This is a genomic window from Streptomyces sp. L-9-10, from assembly GCF_004151105.1.
In the GTDB taxonomy this organism is placed as follows: Bacteria; Actinomycetota; Actinomycetes; order Streptomycetales; family Streptomycetaceae; genus Streptomyces.
In genome coordinates, this window is record NZ_PHRF01000162.1 from 204141 (window position 1) to 221928 (window position 17788).

General features: G+C 74.0%; 14 protein-coding genes. 4 read left to right on the forward strand and 10 right to left on the reverse strand.

Annotated elements, in window-relative coordinates; translation table 11 throughout:
- Window positions 1-97 precede the first annotated feature (97 nt).
- Complete coding sequence (locus tag CU044_RS34380; protein ID WP_129772661.1) at window positions 98-1129, reverse strand: DMT family transporter; 1032 nt, start codon at window positions 1127-1129, stop codon at window positions 98-100.
- On the opposite strand from CU044_RS34380, the gene CU044_RS34385 reads away from it, so the two are divergent.
- Complete coding sequence (locus CU044_RS34385) at window positions 1128-2564, forward strand: PLP-dependent aminotransferase family protein (RefSeq protein WP_129772662.1); 1437 nt, start codon at window positions 1128-1130, stop codon at window positions 2562-2564. The two genes, CU044_RS34380 and CU044_RS34385, sit on opposite strands and share 2 nt — an antisense overlap.
- Window positions 2565-2686: 122 nt before the next feature.
- Window positions 2687-3262: a histidine phosphatase family protein gene (locus CU044_RS34390; RefSeq protein ID WP_129772663.1), complete on the forward strand. Its 576-nt coding sequence runs from the start codon at window positions 2687-2689 to the stop codon at window positions 3260-3262.
- Between the two features lie 19 nt (window positions 3263-3281).
- On the opposite strand, the gene CU044_RS34395 is transcribed toward CU044_RS34390, so the two are convergent.
- Both CU044_RS34395 and recQ read right to left on the reverse strand, forming a co-directional pair.
- Window positions 3282-4157 (reverse strand): hypothetical protein, encoded by an 876-nt coding sequence (locus CU044_RS34395; RefSeq protein WP_193564140.1) that lies wholly within the window; start codon window positions 4155-4157, stop codon window positions 3282-3284.
- Entirely contained in the window at window positions 4154-6154 is a 2001-nt protein-coding gene (gene recQ / locus CU044_RS34400) for a DNA helicase RecQ (RefSeq protein WP_129772664.1), read from the reverse strand. Before recQ ends, CU044_RS34395 begins: the two co-directional genes overlap by 4 nt.
- Window positions 6155-6297: 143 nt before the next feature.
- Between recQ and CU044_RS34405 the strand changes: the two genes are divergently transcribed.
- Complete coding sequence (locus CU044_RS34405; protein ID WP_129772665.1) at window positions 6298-7074, forward strand: VOC family protein; 777 nt, start codon at window positions 6298-6300, stop codon at window positions 7072-7074.
- Between the two features lie 98 nt (window positions 7075-7172).
- Here CU044_RS34405 and CU044_RS34410 read toward each other — a convergent pair whose 3' ends face one another.
- The 7 genes from CU044_RS34410 to CU044_RS34440 all read right to left on the reverse strand — a co-directional run bounded on the left by CU044_RS34410 (window position 7173) and on the right by CU044_RS34440 (window position 16872).
- Entirely contained in the window at window positions 7173-7364 is a 192-nt protein-coding gene (locus CU044_RS34410; protein ID WP_129772666.1) for a DUF1059 domain-containing protein, read from the reverse strand.
- An 86-nt stretch (window positions 7365-7450) separates the two neighbouring features.
- Window positions 7451-8695 carry an RNA polymerase sigma factor gene (locus tag CU044_RS34415; RefSeq protein ID WP_129772667.1) on the reverse strand — a complete coding sequence of 415 codons (1245 nt, stop codon included), beginning with the start codon at window positions 8693-8695 and terminating at the stop codon, window positions 7451-7453.
- 48 nt (window positions 8696-8743) lie between these two features.
- Entirely contained in the window at window positions 8744-9100 is a 357-nt protein-coding gene (locus tag CU044_RS34420; RefSeq protein ID WP_129772668.1) for a YciI family protein, read from the reverse strand.
- A gap of 159 nt (window positions 9101-9259) precedes the next feature.
- Window positions 9260-9622 (reverse strand): hypothetical protein, encoded by a 363-nt coding sequence (locus tag CU044_RS34425; protein WP_240046005.1) that lies wholly within the window; start codon window positions 9620-9622, stop codon window positions 9260-9262.
- Between the two features lie 86 nt (window positions 9623-9708).
- The gene (locus CU044_RS34430; RefSeq protein ID WP_129772669.1) at window positions 9709-10704 is read right to left on the reverse strand and encodes an ABC transporter ATP-binding protein; all 996 of its coding nucleotides are present in this window, start codon (window positions 10702-10704) and stop codon (window positions 9709-9711) included.
- Entirely contained in the window at window positions 10701-13391 is a 2691-nt protein-coding gene (locus CU044_RS34435) for an ABC transporter permease (RefSeq protein WP_240046006.1), read from the reverse strand. Before CU044_RS34435 ends, CU044_RS34430 begins: the two co-directional genes overlap by 4 nt.
- 124 nt (window positions 13392-13515) lie before the next feature.
- On the reverse strand, window positions 13516-16872 hold the full coding sequence (locus CU044_RS34440; RefSeq protein ID WP_129772670.1) for an ABC transporter permease: 3357 nt from the start codon (window positions 16870-16872) through the stop codon (window positions 13516-13518).
- A gap of 151 nt (window positions 16873-17023) precedes the next feature.
- Here CU044_RS34440 and CU044_RS34445 point away from each other — a divergent pair, with 151 nt between their 5' ends.
- Window positions 17024-17758: an ABC transporter ATP-binding protein gene (locus CU044_RS34445; protein ID WP_129772671.1), complete on the forward strand. Its 735-nt coding sequence runs from the start codon at window positions 17024-17026 to the stop codon at window positions 17756-17758.
- The last annotated feature ends 30 nt before the right edge of the window (window positions 17759-17788 follow it).

Sequence of the window (17788 nt, forward strand, 5' to 3'; positions counted from 1 at the left end):
TCCCGGGCCCGCCCGGCGGGGCGCGGTCGTCCGGCCGCGCCCGTGCGGGCGTGCCCATCCGGGCGCGCTGATCCCTCGCCCGCTCGTCCGGGCGCGGTCAGGTGCCGGCGCGCTGGGTGACGGCGATACAGACGAGCACCGCGACGGCCGCGACCGGCGCCGCGGGGGTGAGGTGTTCGCCCAGCAGCAGTACGGACCAGACCAGCGTGAGGACCGGCTGCGCGAGCTGGAGCTGGCTGGCCCTCGCGATGCCGATCGACGCCATCCCCCGGTACCAGACGTAGAGACCGAAGAACGTCGAGCCCGCGGCGACCCAGCCGAGTCCGATCACGCCGTGGGCCGTCAGCCGCGCCGGTTCGAAGGACAGTGCCACCGCCGCGCCCGTCACCGCGAACGGCAGACAGCCGATCAGCGCCCAGCCCACCACCTGCCAGCCCGGCATCACCCCCGCCAGCCTGCCGCCCTCCGTATAGCCCGCCGCGCACACCAGCAGCGCGCCGAAGAGATAGAGATCCCCGGAGGAGAGGACCCCGCCGCTCTGCCGCACCGCGAACGCGATCACCACGGCCGCGCCGGCGAGAGCCGCCAGCCAGAACGCCCTGGAGGGGCGCCTTCCCGTACGGACGGCGGCGAACGCGGCCGTGGTGAGCGGCAGCAGTCCGACGACCACGGCCGCGTGCGAGGTGGTGGAGGTCTCCAGCGCGAGCGTCGTCAGCAGCGGGAAGCCCACCACGACCCCGCCGCCGACGACCGCGAGCCCGGCCCAGTGCCGGCGGGCGGGGACCGGGACGCGGAGAGCCAGCAGAAAGCAGCCCGCGATGAGCGCGGCGAGCGCGCTGCGTACGGCGACGAGGGACCAGGGGCCGAAACTCTCCAGGCCCCACACGGTGGACGGGAAGGTGAGCGAGAAGGCGACGACGCCCAGCACGGCGAGGAGTGTGCCGCCGCGTGTGCCGGAGGTGCCCTGGGTACGGGTCGAGCCGGGTGCGCCGGACGCAGGCGACGCAGGGGACGCAGGGGACGCGGGGGGCGTGCCGGGCGTGCTACCGGTACCGCGGCCGATGCGGCCCTCGCCGTGGCCGCCGACTGATATCGAGTCAGGGGGAGTAGCGCTATTCTGTGCTGTCATGCACGAGCGTAGCAGCGTGGCGGAACTGGCGAACTCCCTGAAGCGGGAACTGAACCGCTACTCACCCGGTGGAAAGCTGCCGTCCAGCAGGGCGCTGGTCGACCGTTACCGCGTCTCGCCGGTGACCGTCTCCCGCGCCCTCGCCAGACTCGCCGCCGAAGGGCTGGTCGTCACCCGCCCCGGCGCCGGGGCCTTCCGCGCACCCGCCAGGAACGCCGCCGTGCGGCCGGGCGACACCTCCTGGCAGGAGGTCGCCCTCAGCGCCGACGCCGCCACCGAACTCGTACCGCGCTCGGTCGACGCCACCGGCGTACTGGTCACGCTCGCCGCGCCACCGCCCGGCGTCATCGAGTTCAACGGCGGCTATCTGCACCCCTCGCTCCAGCCGGAGCAGGCGATGGCCGCCGCGCTGGCACGGGCGGGCAGACGGCCCGGCGCCTGGAGCAGACCGCCCACCGACGGCCTGCCCGAGCTGCGCGACTGGTTCGCGCGGGGGATCGGGGACACCTGGACCGCCGCCGAAGTCCTGGTCACGGCCGGCGGCCAGAGCGCGCTGACCACCGCGCTGCGCGCGCTCGCCCCGCCCGGCGCGCCGGTCCTGGTCGAATCGCCCACCTACCCGGGGATGCTGGCGATCGCCCGCGCCGCCGGGCTGCGCCCCGTACCGGTGCCGGTGGACCCCGACGGCGTACGGCCCGACCTCCTCGCCGCCGCCTTCCGGGCCAGCGGCGCCCGGGTCTTCGTCTGCCAGCCGCTCTTCCAGAACCCCACCGGAGCCGTGCTCTCCGCGGCCCGCAGACCCGACGTCCTGCGCATCGCACGGGAGGCCGGGGCGTTCGTCGTGGAGGACGACTTCGTACGGCGGCTGGTGCACGAGGACGCGGGCCCGCTGCCAGGACCACTCGCCGCCGACGACCCCGACGGTGTCGTCGTCCATGTCTGCTCCCTCACCAAGGCGACCTCCCCGAGCCTGCGGGTCGGCGTCCTGGCCGCCCGGGGCCCGGTCCTCGAACGGCTGCGTGCCATCCATGTCGTCGACACCTTCTTCGTACCGCGCCCGTTCCAGGAAGCCGCCCTGGAACTGGTCGGCTCCGCCGCCTGGAACCGCCATCTGCGGTCCGTCTCCGCCGCGTTGAAGACCCGCAGGGACACCCTCACCACCGCGCTGCGCACAGAACTGCCGGAGCCGGCGCTCCCGCACGTCCCGTCCGGCGGGTACCACCTCTGGCTGCGCCTCCCGGACGGCACGGACGAACAGGCCGTCGTCTCGGCCGCCCTGCGCGCGGGCGTCGCGGTCGCCCCGGGCCGCCCGTACTTCAGCGCCGAACCGCCCGCGCCCCATCTGCGGCTGAGCTTCGCCGCGGTGGCGGGGCCCGCGGAGATCACCGAGGGCGTACGACGGCTCCGTACGGCCTGGGACGAGACCGTCGGCTGAACCGGCACCGGACGGCCGGGCCGGCAGGGCGGGGCACGCGCCGGTCACCTGTCCGGAAGCGGTTCCCGACCGCCATCGGCTGCCTCTTGACCGGTCCGGTTTTCGGCCGCACGATCACGGCCATGAGTGTTCGGGTCACTTTGGTCGCCGCCGCGCGCAGCTCGGACCTGTACGACGAGCGCTTCGACGACGACCGCCCCCTCGACCGGGCCGGCTGGTACGAGATGCAGCGCGTCGCCCACGCCCTCGTCCCGCTGTCCGCCGCCGACCTCCGCTACTGCTCGCCGACGCCGCGCAGCCGTACCACCGGCGACGCGCTCGGCTACGCGCCGCTCGCGCAACCCGCCCTGCGCGACTGCGACATGGGCCGCTGGCGCGGCTTCACCCTCGCCGAGGTGATGGCCCGCGAACCGGCCGCCGTCGACGCCTGGGTCGCCGACCCGCGCTCCGCCCCGCACGGCGGCGAGACACTGCTCGCCTTCATCTCCCGGATAGGGGGCTGGCTGGACACCCGGCCCGCCGAGGACATCGCCGCGATTGTGGCGGTCGCCGAACCGGCCGTCGTACGGGCGGCGCTGGTGTACGCGCTCAAGGCGCCGCCGCGCACGTACTGGTACGTGGATGTCCAGCCGCTGTCGACGGTCACCCTGACGGGCACGCCCGGCCGGTGGAGTCTGCGGCTGGGCGGCGACGACTGAGCGGCCGGCCGGACAGGACTTACCCGTCCAGCGCCCGGCGGTGCCCCGGGGCCAGGACCGGTGGAGACGCGGCGTCGTCGGGCGGCGCCGGGAAATCGGCGATCGCGACGTCGAGGTCGTCCCGGCAGTCCGCCCGTCCGCACTCGCAGGCGAAGGCGTGTACGGCCGTCCGCACGTCGCCCGGGGACCACGGGCGCGCGAAGAACGCCTCGTACTGAGCGACCGTGGCCCGGTTGGCGTAGCGCAGCAGCCGCGCCCGCTCCCCGGCCGTCTCCGCCACCGGTCCACCGCCCAGAGTCCCGGCGAAGATCTTCTCGACCGCCGCCGCGGTCTCCTCGACCCCGCCGCCCCCGTCGATCAGCAGGCTCCGGGCCCCGTACTCCGCCACCTCGGCCTCGATCTCGCCGACCAGCGACCGGTAGAGCGTGAGCGGCCCGTCGGACAGCCCGCGCTCGGCCAGCCGGACCCGCTGGACCTCGGCCGACGGCCGGAGCCAGACGGACGCGGCCGGGCCGCCGGGGATCGTCGCGACCACCGCCGGGGTGACCGGGGTGCCCTCCGCGATGATCAGCGGCGCGGCCGGCAGCGCGCGGAGATCGTCGACGATCATCCGCCCGCGCTCATGGTGCAGGGACATCGCGATCAGCTCCGTCTCGGGCACGGACCAGCGCTCGGCGCGCGGCAGCGCCTCGAACCGGATCGCCGCCGGGTGCCCTGCGGCGATCGCGCGGTCGCGGTGTTCCCAGGTGTGGGCATCGGCGTTGTACCAGCGCAGTCCGTACCGCCGGGCGATCAGCCGGGCCACGGTCGTCTTGCCGGCCCCCGGCGGCCCGCCGATCCAGAGCACGTGCGGCAGCGGGGGCTGTGGTGCGTGAGACGACGCGGAACGGCTCATTCCGCCGTACCGGCCGCCATGCCGAGCGTCTCCAGGATCTGCTGCCCGTACTTCGCCAGCTTGTTCTCGCCCACCCCGGTGACCGTGCCCAGCTCCGCCAGCGTCGACGGCGCCAGCGTCGCGATCTCGCGCAGTGTCGCGTCATGGAAGATGACATACGCCGGGACGCCCTGCTCCTTCGCCGACGCCGCCCGCCACGCACGCAGCGTCTCGAACACCGGCACGGCCTCTTCCGGCAGATCCACGGGCGCGGAACGCTGCCTGGACGACTTCTCCGCCCGCGCCGGCCTGGCCGCCTTCTCGGGCTCGCGCCGCAGGACGACCGGGCGCCGCCCGCCGAGGACCTCACCGCTCTCGTCGGTGAGGACCAGCGTCCCGTAGTCGCCCTCGACGGCGATCAGCCCCTGCGCCAGCAGCTGCCGCGCCACGCTCCGCCACTCGGCCTCGCGCAGCTCCGTACCGATGCCGAAGACGCTCAGCGCGTCATGGTCGAACTGGATGACCTTGGCCGTCTTCCTGCCCAGCAGGATGTCGGTGATCTGCCCCGCGCCGAACTTCTGGTTGCGCTCGCGCTTCAGCCTGACCACGGTCGACAGCAGCTTCTGCGCGGGGACCGTGCCGTCCCAGGACTCCGCGGGCGTCAGACACGTGTCGCAGTTGCCGCACGCGGTGCTCCGCTGCCCGAAGTACGCGAGCAGCTGGACACGCCGGCATTCGACGGTCTCGCACAGCGCGAGCATGGCGTCGACATGGGCGCCCAGCCGGCGGCGGTGCGCGTCGTCGCCCTCGGACGTCTCGATCATCTTGCGCTGCTGGACGACGTCCTGGAGTCCGTACGCCAGCCAGGCCGTGGACGGCAGCCCGTCACGGCCCGCGCGCCCGGTCTCCTGGTAGTAGCCCTCGACGGACTTCGGCAGATCGAGATGGGCCACGAACCGTACGTCGGGCTTGTCGATGCCCATGCCGAACGCGATCGTCGCGACCATCACCATCCCATCCTCCCGCAGGAAGCGCGCCTGGTTCCCGGCACGCGTACGGGCGTCGAGCCCCGCGTGGTACGGCAGCGCGTCGACGCCGTTCTTCACCAGGAACTCGGCGGTCTTCTCCACCGACGCCCGCGAGAGGCAGTAGACGATGCCCGCGTCACCGGGGTGCTCGGCGCGCAGCAGCTGGAGGAGCTGCCGCTTCGGGTCGTTCTTCGGCGCGATGCGGTACTGGATGTTGGGCCGGTCGAAGCTGGCCACGAAGTGCCGCGCGTCCTGGAGGCCGAGCCGGGACGCGATCTCCGCGTGCGTGGCCTCGGTGGCGGTCGCGGTCAGCGCGATACGCGGCACATCGGGCCAGCGCTCGTGCAGCGAGGAGAGGGCGAGGTAGTCGGGGCGGAAGTCGTGTCCCCACTGGGCGACGCAGTGCGCCTCGTCGATGGCGAACAGCGAGATCGTGCCGCGCTCCAGCAGCCGTACGGTCGACTCGACGCGCAGCCGTTCCGGCGCCAGATAGAGCAGATCCAGCTCCCCGGCGAGGAACTCGGCCTCGACGAGGCGCCGTTCGTCGAGATCCTGGGTGGAGTTGAGGAATCCGGCCCGTACGCCGAGCGCCCTCAGGGCGTCGACCTGGTCCTGCATGAGCGCGATGAGCGGGGATACGACGACCCCGACGCCCTTGCGTACGAGGGAGGGGATCTGGTAGCAGAGCGACTTGCCGCCACCGGTGGGCATGAGCACGAGCGCGTCGCCGCCGGCGACCACATGCTCGATGATCTCCTGCTGGCTGCCCCGGAAGGAGTCGTATCCGAAGACGCGACGCAGTACCTCGAGCGACTCGGTCGTTGCCGGCCCCGCCGTTGCCGGACCCGTCGCGGAAACCGCCTCAGGACCCGCCTCAGGACCCGTCTCGGGACCTCTGTCCTGACCCGTCTCGGGACCCGCCTCAGGAGCGGTCTCGGGAACTGCTTCAGGGCGCGTTTCGGGAGGGGTGCCGGTTTCCGGGGAGCTCATCCGCCGATTCTACGAGGGTCCACCGACATCGATCGGACCGATCGCGATCTTCCGTGTAGGACATGTTCTGACCTGCATCGCCTCTAGCGTCGGAGACCCTGCACGGAGGAAACCGCCGGGCACGAAGCGATCAGGAGCGAACGATGAGCCATGTCACCCGCAATCAGCCGGCCGGTACCCCCACCTGGATCGATCTCGACGTACCCGATGTCGAGCGCGCGAAGGAATTCTACGGCGCACTGTTCGGCTGGGAGTACGAGCCGGGTGAGCCCGCCTATACGGTGTGCCGGCTGCGCGGCCGGGCGGTGGCCGGATTCCGGAAGGTCCCCGCTCCGGAGCCCCGGGCCACGGCGCTCCCCGGCCTGTGGTGCGTGTACTTCGCGACCGACGACTCCGACGCCACCGTGAAGCGGATCGCCGACGCGGGCGGCACCCTGACGCGGGGCCCGCTGGAGATCGGGGACCAGGGCCGGCTCACGCTCGCCACGGACCCGTCCGGCGCCCGGTTCGGCCTCTGGGAGGGGCGCGCGCTCATCGGCTGCGAGAGCGTGAACGAGCCGGGCAGCCTCCTGCGCAACGACCTGACCAGCCCGGACCCGGGTCCGGCGCGGGGGTTCTACCCGGCGGTCTTCGATTTCACCCTGGACGGCAACGACGATCTCCCCGGCGTCGACTTCACCTTCCTGCGCCGGCCCGACGGTCATGAGATCGGCGGCATCATGGGGGTTCCGGAGACGCCGTCCGCCGCGTGGGAGACCCTGTTCGAGGTCGCCGACGCGGACGCGGCGGCGGAGCGGGCGGTGGCCGCCGGCGGCACCGCGAGCGTCCCCTCGGACACGATCTACGCGCGGATGGCGAAGATCACCGACCCCTTCGGCAATGCCTTCGAGGTGGGCGCCCGGCTGGTGGACACGCCGTAGGGCCCTGTCCGGGGCGTGGGGCGTGCCGCCATGGGCCCTGTCCGGGGCCGGGCCGGTCGTGGCCGTCCTGCGGGGCCGGTCACGGCCGGCCCCGGGCCTCAGGCGTGCTGCGGCATCTCGTCCTTGAGCGCGGAGCGGATCTGCTCACGCAGTTCCGGGCTGCTCTTGTGGCCGTGCATGGACACAGCGTGCTCGCTGGCGGCGCGGACCACTTCCTCCTCCTCGCCCGAGATGGCGAGGGTGCAATTGGTCTCGCTCGGGAAATCCCGGCAGTCGGCTATCTTGCGCATGACGTACCTCCTCCTGCCGGTATCCAGTCTCCTCCCTTTCGCCCTGCCGGGGCCATTCGGGGGATCCCGCGCGGCGGGAGGTTTCGTCACTCCGGACCGGGGGCGGACCGGGCGGCCCGTTCCAGGAGGAGTCCCCGTTCCCGTGCGTTACGGGTCAGGGACGCCGCCCGCTCGAACTCCGCGCGCGCCTCGTCCCCGCGCCCCAGGCGTTCCAGCAGATCTCCCCGGACGCTCGGCAGCAGGTGGTAGTCCTTGAGAGCCGGTCCTTCCGCCAGGGCGTCCACCAGTCTCAGTCCGGCCGCGGGGCCCTCCGCCATCGAGACGGCGACCGCCCGGTTCAGCTCCACCACCGGGGACGGCGTCAGCGCCGTCAGCCGCCCGTACAGCGCCGCGATCGCCGTCCAGTCCGTGTCCTCGTAGCGCACCGCCCGCGCGTGGCACGCGGCGATCGCGGCCTGGACGGAGTAGGGGCCGGTGCCCGCGCGCCGCAGGGACTCGACGCCGCGGAGGATGAGCACGCGGTTCCACCGGTGGCGGTCCTGGTCGGCGAGGAGCACCGGTTCGCCGTCCGGGCCCGTGCGGGCGGCGATCCGCGAACTCTGGAGCTCCAGGAGCGCGGTCAGGCCATGGACCTCGGGCTCCTCGGGCATCAGCCCGGCCAGCACACGCGCCAGACGCAGCGCGTCCTCGCAGAGGGCCGGGCGCACCAGATCGTCCCCGGCCGTCGCGGAGTAGCCCTCGTTGAAGACGAGGTAGATGACCTCAAGAACGGACGAGAGCCGGGCTCCCCGGTCGGCGCCGTAGGGGACCTCGAAGGGGACCCCGGCCCTGGCGAGCGTCCGTTTCGCGCGGACGATGCGCTGGGCCACCGTCGGCTCCGGGGCCAGGAACGCGCGGGCGATCTCCTCCGTCGTCAGCCCGCCCAGCAGCCGCAGCGTGAGCGCGACCCGGGCCTCCGTCGACAGCACGGGATGGCAGGAAGTGAAGATCAGCCGCAGCAGATCGTCGTCGATGTCGTCCTCGCCCGTGGGCTCGGGTGGCGGCGCCACGTCCTCCAGCGCCCTGCCGACCTCCGCCAGCTTGCGCGCGTACGTCTCCTTGCGGCGTACGAGATCGATGGCGCGGTGCTTGGCGGTGGCCATGAGCCAAGCGCCCGGCTTCTCCGGGACGCCCGACTCCGGCCACTGCTCCAGCGCGGCGACCAGGGCGTCCTGCGCGAGTTCCTCGGCGATGCCGACGTCCCGCACGACGCGGGCGACACCCGCGATGATCCGCGCGGACTCGATCCTGAATACCGCCTCGACCGTTTCGGTCGCACTCGCTGACGTCACGACCACCCATCAGAGCAGCCGTGCCGGAACGGGGCAAGCGCGGCCCGGTCAGCCCTCGACGATCTCGCGGACCTCGACGGTGACGGTCCAGTTCTTGGGGTGGACCTCAAGGAACCGCTTCGCCCATTCCAGGGCCTCCGCCTTGTTCTCGCAGCGGGTGAGGGAGTAGCCGCCGACGACTTCCTTGCTCTCGGTGAAGGGCCCGTCGGTGTAGCCGAGCTTGCCGTCGGACCAGGTGATCCGGGTGCCCTCGGACGTCGGGGTGAGCCCGGCCGTGTCCAGCATGACCCCGGCCTTGCTGATCTCCTCGAACAGCGCGCCCATACGCGCGTCGAAGTCGGGGTCGGGGGCCTCGGTGGGGGCATTGCGCTCGTCGATGCGGACCATCGTCAGGAAACGCGGCATGGTGACTCCTCGGTCGGGAGGGCGGGGGCTGTCCCCGCCTCTCACAACCTTGCGTCGAACGGGGCACCGCCGGATCGACAGCCGCTCCGGAAATCTTTCAAGATTTTTTCCGGACCGGACCGGGCCGCCCCCCCCCGGCCACGCGTGGTGGTGCTCCCGTCACATGAAGCCGACGATGCGCGGCGGCGCGAACAGATGGCGGGCCCGGTGCTCCAGGACCATCTCGTCGCGCATCCGCCTGCCCGACGTGTCCGACACGCACCGCTCGCACGCCGGATCGACCGCGGGTACCTCCGGTGTGTGCTCGGCGGCGATGTGCTGGGCGAGCCGGATCTGTGTCGTCACCACCGAGTCGAAGGGGTCGTAATCCACCCCCGGCTCACCGGCCGCCCGCGCCGCCTCCACGACCTCGGGCGCGCGCTTCATCGCCTTGTACAGCCTGTTGCACTCGTGGCAGCTCCACATCCAGGAAGGAGGCAGCGGCCACTCCTCCTCAGGGCGGGGTGCGTCCTTGGCGTCCATGCCGGTCACCGTAGCGGCGGCCGTACGGCGGACGCAGCGGTTCGGAACAACCTCACCCGTGCGTGTGCCCACCGCTCCCCGGGGAGCTATTTCCCGCCCGCGTCGTCGGGCCAGACCCCGATGTGGTCCTGCTCCAGCTCCAGCATCACGCGGTGCTCCATGCCCAGCGCCGTGGCGTACTCCGCGGGCAGCTGGAGCCGTCCGGCCCGGTCCAGCATCGCGTACTCCCGGGCCACCACCGACTCCCGGCCCTCCGCGTCGACCTCCGTACGGCGCAGTACCTCCGACGCGGTGCGGCCGTCCCGGATCGCGACCGTACGGCGCACCTCGTCCGCGACGGCCTGGTCGTGGGTGACGATCACGATCGTCGTGCCCAGCTCCTCGTTGGCCCGCCGGAACGCCGCGAAGACCTGCTCACCCGTCGCCGAGTCCAGCTCGCCCGTCGGTTCGTCGGCGAGCAGGACGGAGGGGGCGTTGGCGAGAGCGACGGCGATCGCGACGCGCTGCTGCTGTCCACCGGACAGCTGGTGCGGCCGGCGGTCGCCGCAGTCGGCCACCCCCAGCATCGCCAGCAGCTCCGTCGCCCGCTCGGCCTTCCGCTTCGTACCTCCCCGCCCGGCGCGTCCCCGCAGCTGCATGGGGAGCGCCACGTTCTGGGCCGCCGTCAGGTAGGGGAGGAGATTGCGGGCCGTCTGCTGCCAGACGAAACCGACCACATGACGGCGGTAGTCCAGCCGGGCCTTGGCGTCCATCGTGAGCAGATCACGGCCCGCGACCTTGGCCGCGCCCGCCGTGGGGACGTCCAGGCCCGCGAGGATGTTCATCAGCGTCGACTTGCCGCTGCCGGAAGCGCCGACCAGGGCCATCAGCTCGCCCTCCTGGACGGTGAGGTCGAGCCCCTGGAGGGCCTGCACCTCCACCCCGTCCGTGGTGAAGATACGGACCAGCCGGTCGCAGGCGATCAGCGCGTCATGACCGTACGAGGGGCGGTCGCCGCGCGCGGCGGCGCGCCGCTCCAGCTCCGCGAGGGTCGGCCGCGCGCCCGGGGTTCCGGCCGCCGGATCGGTCGTCGTGTCGGTCATCGCGAGTCTCCTGCTCTGAGTTCGGTGATCGATCCGCGCCGCCCCGCCCACCAGGCCTGGCCGAGGGCCACGGCCCCCGTCAGCGCGATCACGCCGGCCGCGGGCAGCGCGAGCGTCCACACGTCGGTACGCAGCGACACGCCGCCCGCGGGCGTGAGGCCGGAAGCGGCGCTCAGCGCGAGACGGGCCAGGTCGACGCCGGGAGCGAGCAACTGGATGGTGGCCCAGGCGACGAGGATCCCGCCCCCGGCGGCGAGCAGCGCCTGGGGCAGGGCCTCAAGGCCCAGCAACTGACGGCTCTGACGGGTCGTCAGGCCCATGGTGCGCAGCCTGGCCAGCAGCGCGGCCCGTTCCGGCGCCGATCGCAGCAGCGAGAGCAGCAGGGCGAAGAGGGCGTAGGCCGCGCCCGCGGCGACGGCGACGGCGTAGATCCGCTCGGCGCCCGACTGGAGCGGCGAACCGGTGAGTGCCGCCCGTTCCTCGCTCCGGAGCGACACCTCGATCTCCTGCCCGGGGCCGGCGTCGAGCGCGGCCCGCAGCGCCGACGCGTCCATCCCCTCGCCCGTGGCCAGCAGCGTCGTCGGATCGGCGTGCTTCAGCGCCTTACGGTCGACCAGCAGGAACTCGGAGCGGGGGGCGGCCGGCGTCTGGGGCCGTACGGCGGCGATCCGTACGGTGACCTCACCGGCGGGCGAGCTGATCCGGCGCGGTGCGGTACCGAGCCGCCCGGCGAGACCCGGTGAGGCGACGGCGTCGAACACCCCGCCCGTGCTCTTCAGCGCGTCGGCGGGGAACGCCTCGAAGCCCAGCTGCCGGGCCAGCCGTGTGTACGACTCCGGCTCGACCCCGATGAGCGTGAGCGGCTTCCGCTGCGCTGTGCCGCCGCTCTCGCCGCGCGCCAACTCCGCCGACCACTCGACGCGTACGGCCGTCGTGTCCCGTACGCCCGCTACTTTCCGCGCCGCCCGTTCCGCCTCCGCCGGCAGGGGCATGACGTCGCCGGGGGTCGCGACCCGGGCGTCGGCGCCGACCGCCAGCAGCGCGGCCCGGTCCCGGGCCTCCGTGACCCCGGAGAGTACGGAGCCACCGAACGCGGCCGTCGTCAGCGCGATGAGCAGCGCCAGCAGCGGCAGCGTCCCCGTCACCGACGACCGGCCCGCACGGGCCAGCGACAGGAAGCCGATCGCGCCGCGCAGCCGTGCGGCAGGACGGGCCGCCCATCGCAGGGGCAGCGGATACAGCCGTATGAGCACGAGCGCGGCGATCAGCGCGACGAGCACCGGAGCCGCGCTCACCAGCAGGTCACCGGCTCCGGAGATGCCGCGACGGCGCAGGGTCACCACCGAGGCGACGGCGATGACCAGCAGGGTGAGTTCGGCGACGGTCCGCCGTCTGCCGGGCCTGGCGTGGGCGAGGTCGTCACGGTCGCCGTGCGCCCGGGGCCGCCGGTGCTGGACGACGGCCCGCACCGGCAGGGTGAGGCAGGCGAGCAGCGCCACCGCGCTCGCGCCGTACACGGCGGGCAGTGCACGCGCCTCGCCCACCGCGACCAGGGCCAGCAGCAGACCGGCCCCGGACGCGGGCAGCGCGATCACGGCGGTTTCGGCGAGGAGCCGTCCGCCGATGCCGCGCAGGGAGCCGCCGCGGGAGCGCAGAAGGGCGAGTTCGTCGGTGCGGCGCGCGGCGACCAGACCACCGGCCATCGCGAGCACGACGGCGGCGACGGAGCCGATGCCGAAGGCGGCGACGACGACGATGCGGGTGATCACCTCACGTGTCGCGACATGCGAGTCGATCACCGTCTCAAGACCGGTGCTCAGGACCGCGTTGCCACCGGCGATCTCACGCATCTCCAGCAGTTCGGGCCCGCCTTCGAGGGAGGCGATCCGCTGGAGGAGCGCCGGCGTGTCCTGTGCGGTCAGCCCTGCGGTGGCGGGCGCGAGGCGCCAGTACTTCTCCGGCGCCGACTGCGTGCCGAGGAGGGCGGGCCCGGCGTCGGGCGCCAGCAGGAGGCCCGCCTCCCAGCGGTACTGCGGCGGGTTGCTCGGCAGGGCGGTCAGCCCGGGGGTGCGCAGGACCGGCTCGACGGACCAGTAGGCGCCCAGCGGATCGCGGGGTTCGATGATCCCGGTGACCCGTACGGTCAGATCCGTGGAGCCGGTGGCGTCACTCAGGCGGATCACCGAGCCGACCCGCAGCCGCAGATCACGGGCGGTCGCCGCGGTCACGGCGGCCTCCAACTCCCTGGTCTCCGCGGTGATCCGGCCGCCGGTGGCGGGCAGCCGCCCCTCGCGCACGGCCGCGTGAGCGGCCACTCCCGACTGCGCGGCCAGCGTGAAACGGGGCGGAACCCCATCGGGGCGCGGCAGCCAGGTGTCCTTGCCGCTGAGGCCGTCGGCGGTCCGTACCCCGTACGCCGACTCCGCCGGGTCCGCCCGCAGCGGCGCGGGCAGGCTCGCCCGCGCCGCGCGATGGACGGCCGCGAGCGCGGCGGGCCGCATCTCCTCCTCGCGGGCGGGCCGCGGAATCTCCAGTCCCGGCTGGGGCGCGGTCAGCTCCAGTACCGTCGCGCCCGGGGGCGCGGCGCCGATCTCCCGCCGCAGCCCCTCCGTCTCGTAGGCGTCGACGGCCCGGGGGAGCGCGGCGGCGAGGAACGCCGTGACCAACACGAGAAGGCCGAAGGCCACGGCCGCCCCGGGGGCTGTCCGCAACCGCGTCCGCACCCATGGCGCGACCACACGCCCGGTGCGTTCCGCGCGTTTCGTCGGTTCGGCGTGGTTCGTGGGTCCATCGACCGGCCCGCGTGTCATCTCAGTTGTCCCCCTGGTGGCGAAGCGAGCCGGCGGGATCGGCGCGCCGGGCGGCGATGGCCGCGGTGATCAGTAGCGGAACGGCGGCGACGCCCGCGAGGAACAGGGCGACCTGGGACACCGGGAGCTCCACGAGCACCCGGGGGACCGGCTGGGCGGCCTGCGGGGTCAGGACGACCAGCGGCACCACGGCCCGCGTCAGCAGCGTCCCGAGCACCGCGCCCGCCAGCAGCCCGATGCCGATCAGCAGCCCCTGCTTCGTCGCGACCAGCCGGGCGAGACTCCGCCGCGACGCCCCGAGGGCACGCAGGACGGAGAGTTCGGCGGACTGCTCCCGCAGGGAACCGACGGCGCTCACCGCGAAACCCACCGCGGCGAGCGCGGCGGCGGCCACCGCGACGGCCATCAGCGCCGAGCGGGGCCCGCTGCCGAGCGGGTCGTCCGACAGCCCGGCCGCGACCTCGTCGCGCACGAGCACCTGTCCGGGCGTGCTGTCCGGGCGGGCCCGGAGCGCCGACGCCACGTCCGCGGACGTGCCGGGGGCGGTGCTCAGCCACCACTCGTTGGGGGTGAGAGCGCCGCTCGCGCGGTCTGCCAGCACCGCGTTGACGGCCCGCAGATCGAGGAGCAGGGCACCGCCGTCCGCCGCCTCGCTCTCCCCCTCGGCGGTCACGGGTCCGGCGTCGCTCCCGGATCCCGAGGCCGCCGCCCTTCCGGTCGTCGGCAGTTCCCGTACGGCCTTCACGATCGTCACCCGGAGCTGCTCCCCGGCCAGCGTCAGGTCGACGCTCTCCCCGATCCCGGCCCCCGACGCGCGCAGGAAGCCGTCCGTGGCGACGGCCGGGATCCGCTTCTGGGCGGAGGGGCGCGCGATGTCGAGCCGTACGGAGAGATGGCCGCCGCTCTCGCCCACACTCGGGGTGCCGTACGAGACGGTCAGCGGCGCGGTCGGTGACGCGGCCGGGCTCAGGGTGACGGGCGCGCCCTCCTCCTCGTTCTCCGTCACGCTCGCGCTGCCCCGCCAGCGTGTGTCGCCCGGTACGGACACGGGGCGTTCGGCGTCTCCGGGGCCCGTGGCCAGCAGCCGCTCGACGGTCAGCCGGTGCCGCTCGGATCCCGTGGCCGGGGCCTCCCCGCCGAGTTGGAACCCGGTCACGCCGAGCGGCCCCGCGGGGGCGCCACGCGTTCCCGAGGTGGCCACGTCGAGATCGACGACGACCCGGTGGGCGCGGCCGTCGACGGGCACCGTCCCGGCGCCGAGCCGGTAGGGAATCCCGTACCGGTCCTCGACCAGGACCTGGAGCACGGGCGCGAACCCGGAGGCCCGGCCCCGCGCCGCCTCCTCACGCGCGATACGCACGTCGAGCGCGAGCCGGCGCGTGCCGTCGGGCAGCGGCACCACGGCCCTCGGCGGGGCCTTCCGCGGCGCGGCCGCCCGCAGCAGCCCCTCCGCCGGCTCGTCGGCGAGATCGCCGCGCATCAGCAGCCGCTCGTCGGCGTGCGCCGTGTCCAGCGCGAGCACCGTCGCCGTACGGCCGCCGGACAGATCCGTGACCGTACGGTGCGCGGGCGCCGCCTGCCGCACCCCCGGCAGCGACGCGTAGAGGCCGGCCTGACCGGGACCGGCGGGCCTGCCGTCCAGCACCCGTACCGAAGCACCCGTGCCGAAGTCGGCCTGGTCGCGCTGGGACCTGTCCCACGACGCGCTCTGACCGATCGCGAGCATGCCCATCGCCACGGCCAGTACCAGCAGCAGCACGGGCCCGGCGCCGCGCAGCGCCCCCCGGCTGAAATGCCAGCCCGCCAGCGCGGCCGGCAGACCACGGCCGCTCGCGGCCCGCCGCTCCGCGAGCCGCGCCGCGGGAGGCAGCAGCCGCAGCGTGAGCACGGTGCCGGCGAGCAGCGCCAGCGCGGGCGCCATGACCATCAGCGGGTCGACGCCCAGCACGCCCTCGCGGTCGCCGCTGAGCGCTCCGCTGCCGGACGTCCGGGTCTGCTGGTCGAGTTGCCAGTAGGCGACCGCCGCGATCAGCAGCAGGCCGACGTCCGCCCCGGCGCGTACGGGGCCGGGCAGCGCGGCGGCGCGGCCACGCCGCATCCCGCCGGACGTCGCCGCCAGCGCGGGTGACACGACCGCCGCCGCACAGCAGACGGCGACCGCCGCCGAGACGAGCCACACCGGTCCGGCCGCGAGGTCGCCCAACCGCCGTCCGGCGCCGTCGTCCAGCGCGGAGCGCCGTATCAACAGGCCGGTCAGCGGACCCGACAGCAGCGGGGCGCAGAGGGCGGCCGGAGCCGCGAGCAGGAGTGCCTCCATCACGGCGAGAGCGGCGAGCCGGCCGCGCGAGGCACCGCGCGCCCGCAGCAGAGCGGTCTCGCCCGCCCGTTCCGCACCGAGGACCCGGGCGACCAGCAGCAGCGCGTACCCGGCCAGCAGGAGCAGTTGCAGAGCGACGATCAGCAGCGTGGACCGGGACACCAGCAGCGCCCGCTCGGTCCGGTCCAGCAGGGACGGCAGCGCGGTGCTCACGGTCGCGCCGGCCCCGAGCGCCGGCTCCTCGCGCAGGAGCGCGGGGGCGCGTGCGGACGTGGTGCGCAGCGCGCCGATCCGGTCGGTGGTGACGCTCCGGAAGTCGGCGGTGGCCAGCCAGGCGCTGTCGCCGCGGGAGACGGATCCGGAGGCGAGGGCGGCCGGGTCCGTGAGCAGCGGACCGTAGGTGGTGAAGTCGACGTCACGGACTCCCCGGCCGCCGAGCGTGTCCAGCTGCCAGTACGGATCGGCGGGGTCGGTGGCCTTGTAGACGCCGGTGACGCGGACGGTCAGCCGGGTGCCGGCCAGCCGGTCGGTGAGCGCGACGCGCGCCCCCGCGCGCAACGTCAGCTGGGTGGCGGCGACTTCGGGCAGGGCGACGGGGACGGCGCCGTCGGCGGCCCTTCCGGCGCCCGGCCACGCGCCCGACACCAGGGTGAGCCGGGAACGGTCCAGCGCGGCGAAGTGCGTCAGGTCGGGCTTGTCCTCAGTGGCGCCGGACGCCCGGAGCGACGCGGGGAGCGCGTACGTTCCCGAGCGCGCCAGCTTCCGCAGTGTCACGGGCAGTCCGTCGAAGGCCCGCCGCGCTCCCCGGACCGCCGCCTCCTGGGCGGCGTCGCTCCGTTGCGGCGGGATGTCCGCTCGGACGGCGAGCACGGCGGAGGCGGCGCCCCGGCCGCGCAGCGTCTCCCGCAGCGCCGTGTCCGCGAGCGAACCGGAAAACGATGTCAGGGCGGCGAGCACGCAGGTGGTCAGCACCACCGCGAGCAGCGCGGCCGCCAGGAGCAGCCGGTGCCCCGCCGCGCGCAGAAATATGAAGCCCGCCACCCGTTCCCCCGCCCGCTTCAGGTCAACGCCATTCGATATGGCTTTGTATCAGGAAACAGCACTCCATCGAAAAGAAGTTCGTCTCCGTTGCCCGCTCGGTGAATGTCCGCACATACTGTGACCGGACCGATCACGCACGGGGGGCGCACCAATGACGCAGCACAGCAGCACCCGGGCCGGCGCCGCCGCCGTCCTGGCCGAACGGTCCGGCGGACCCATGGTCAGGGCGGAGGACCTGCACCGTTCATACGGCACCGGTCCCGCGGCCGTCCATGCCCTGCGCGGTGCCTCCCTCGACGTCGCGCGCGGCGAACTGGTCGCCCTCAAGGGCCGCTCCGGCGCCGGGAAGACCACGCTGCTCAACCTGGTCGGCGGTCTGGACTCCCCGGACCGCGGCCGGGTCGTCATCGATGGCACCGACCTCGCCACGCTCGGCGAGAACGGGCTGCTGGAACTGCGCCGCGACCGCATCGGCTTCATCTTCCAGTCCTTCGGCCTGATCCCCATCCTCAGCGCGGCGGAGAACGTGGGCGTACCGCTGCGGCTGCGCAAGGCCGATCCGCGGGAACGCGAGGAGCGGGTGGCGCTGCTGCTCTCGCTCGTGGGCCTCACCGATCACGCGGCGCAGCGTCCCGGCGAACTCTCCGGCGGCCAGCAGCAGCGCGTCTCCATCGCCCGCGCCCTCGCCAACCGGCCCGCGCTGCTGATCGCGGACGAGCCGACGGGACAGCTGGACGCCCAGACCGGCCTCGCGGTGATGGAACTGCTGCGCACCGTGGTGCACAGCGAGGGCGTCGCCGCGCTCGTCGCCACGCACGACCCCCAGCTGCTCGATCTGGCCGACCGGGTGGTGGAACTGAGCGACGGCGAGATCACGGAATCCTGAGACCCGCCGTCGGCCCGGGGCACGGGTCGC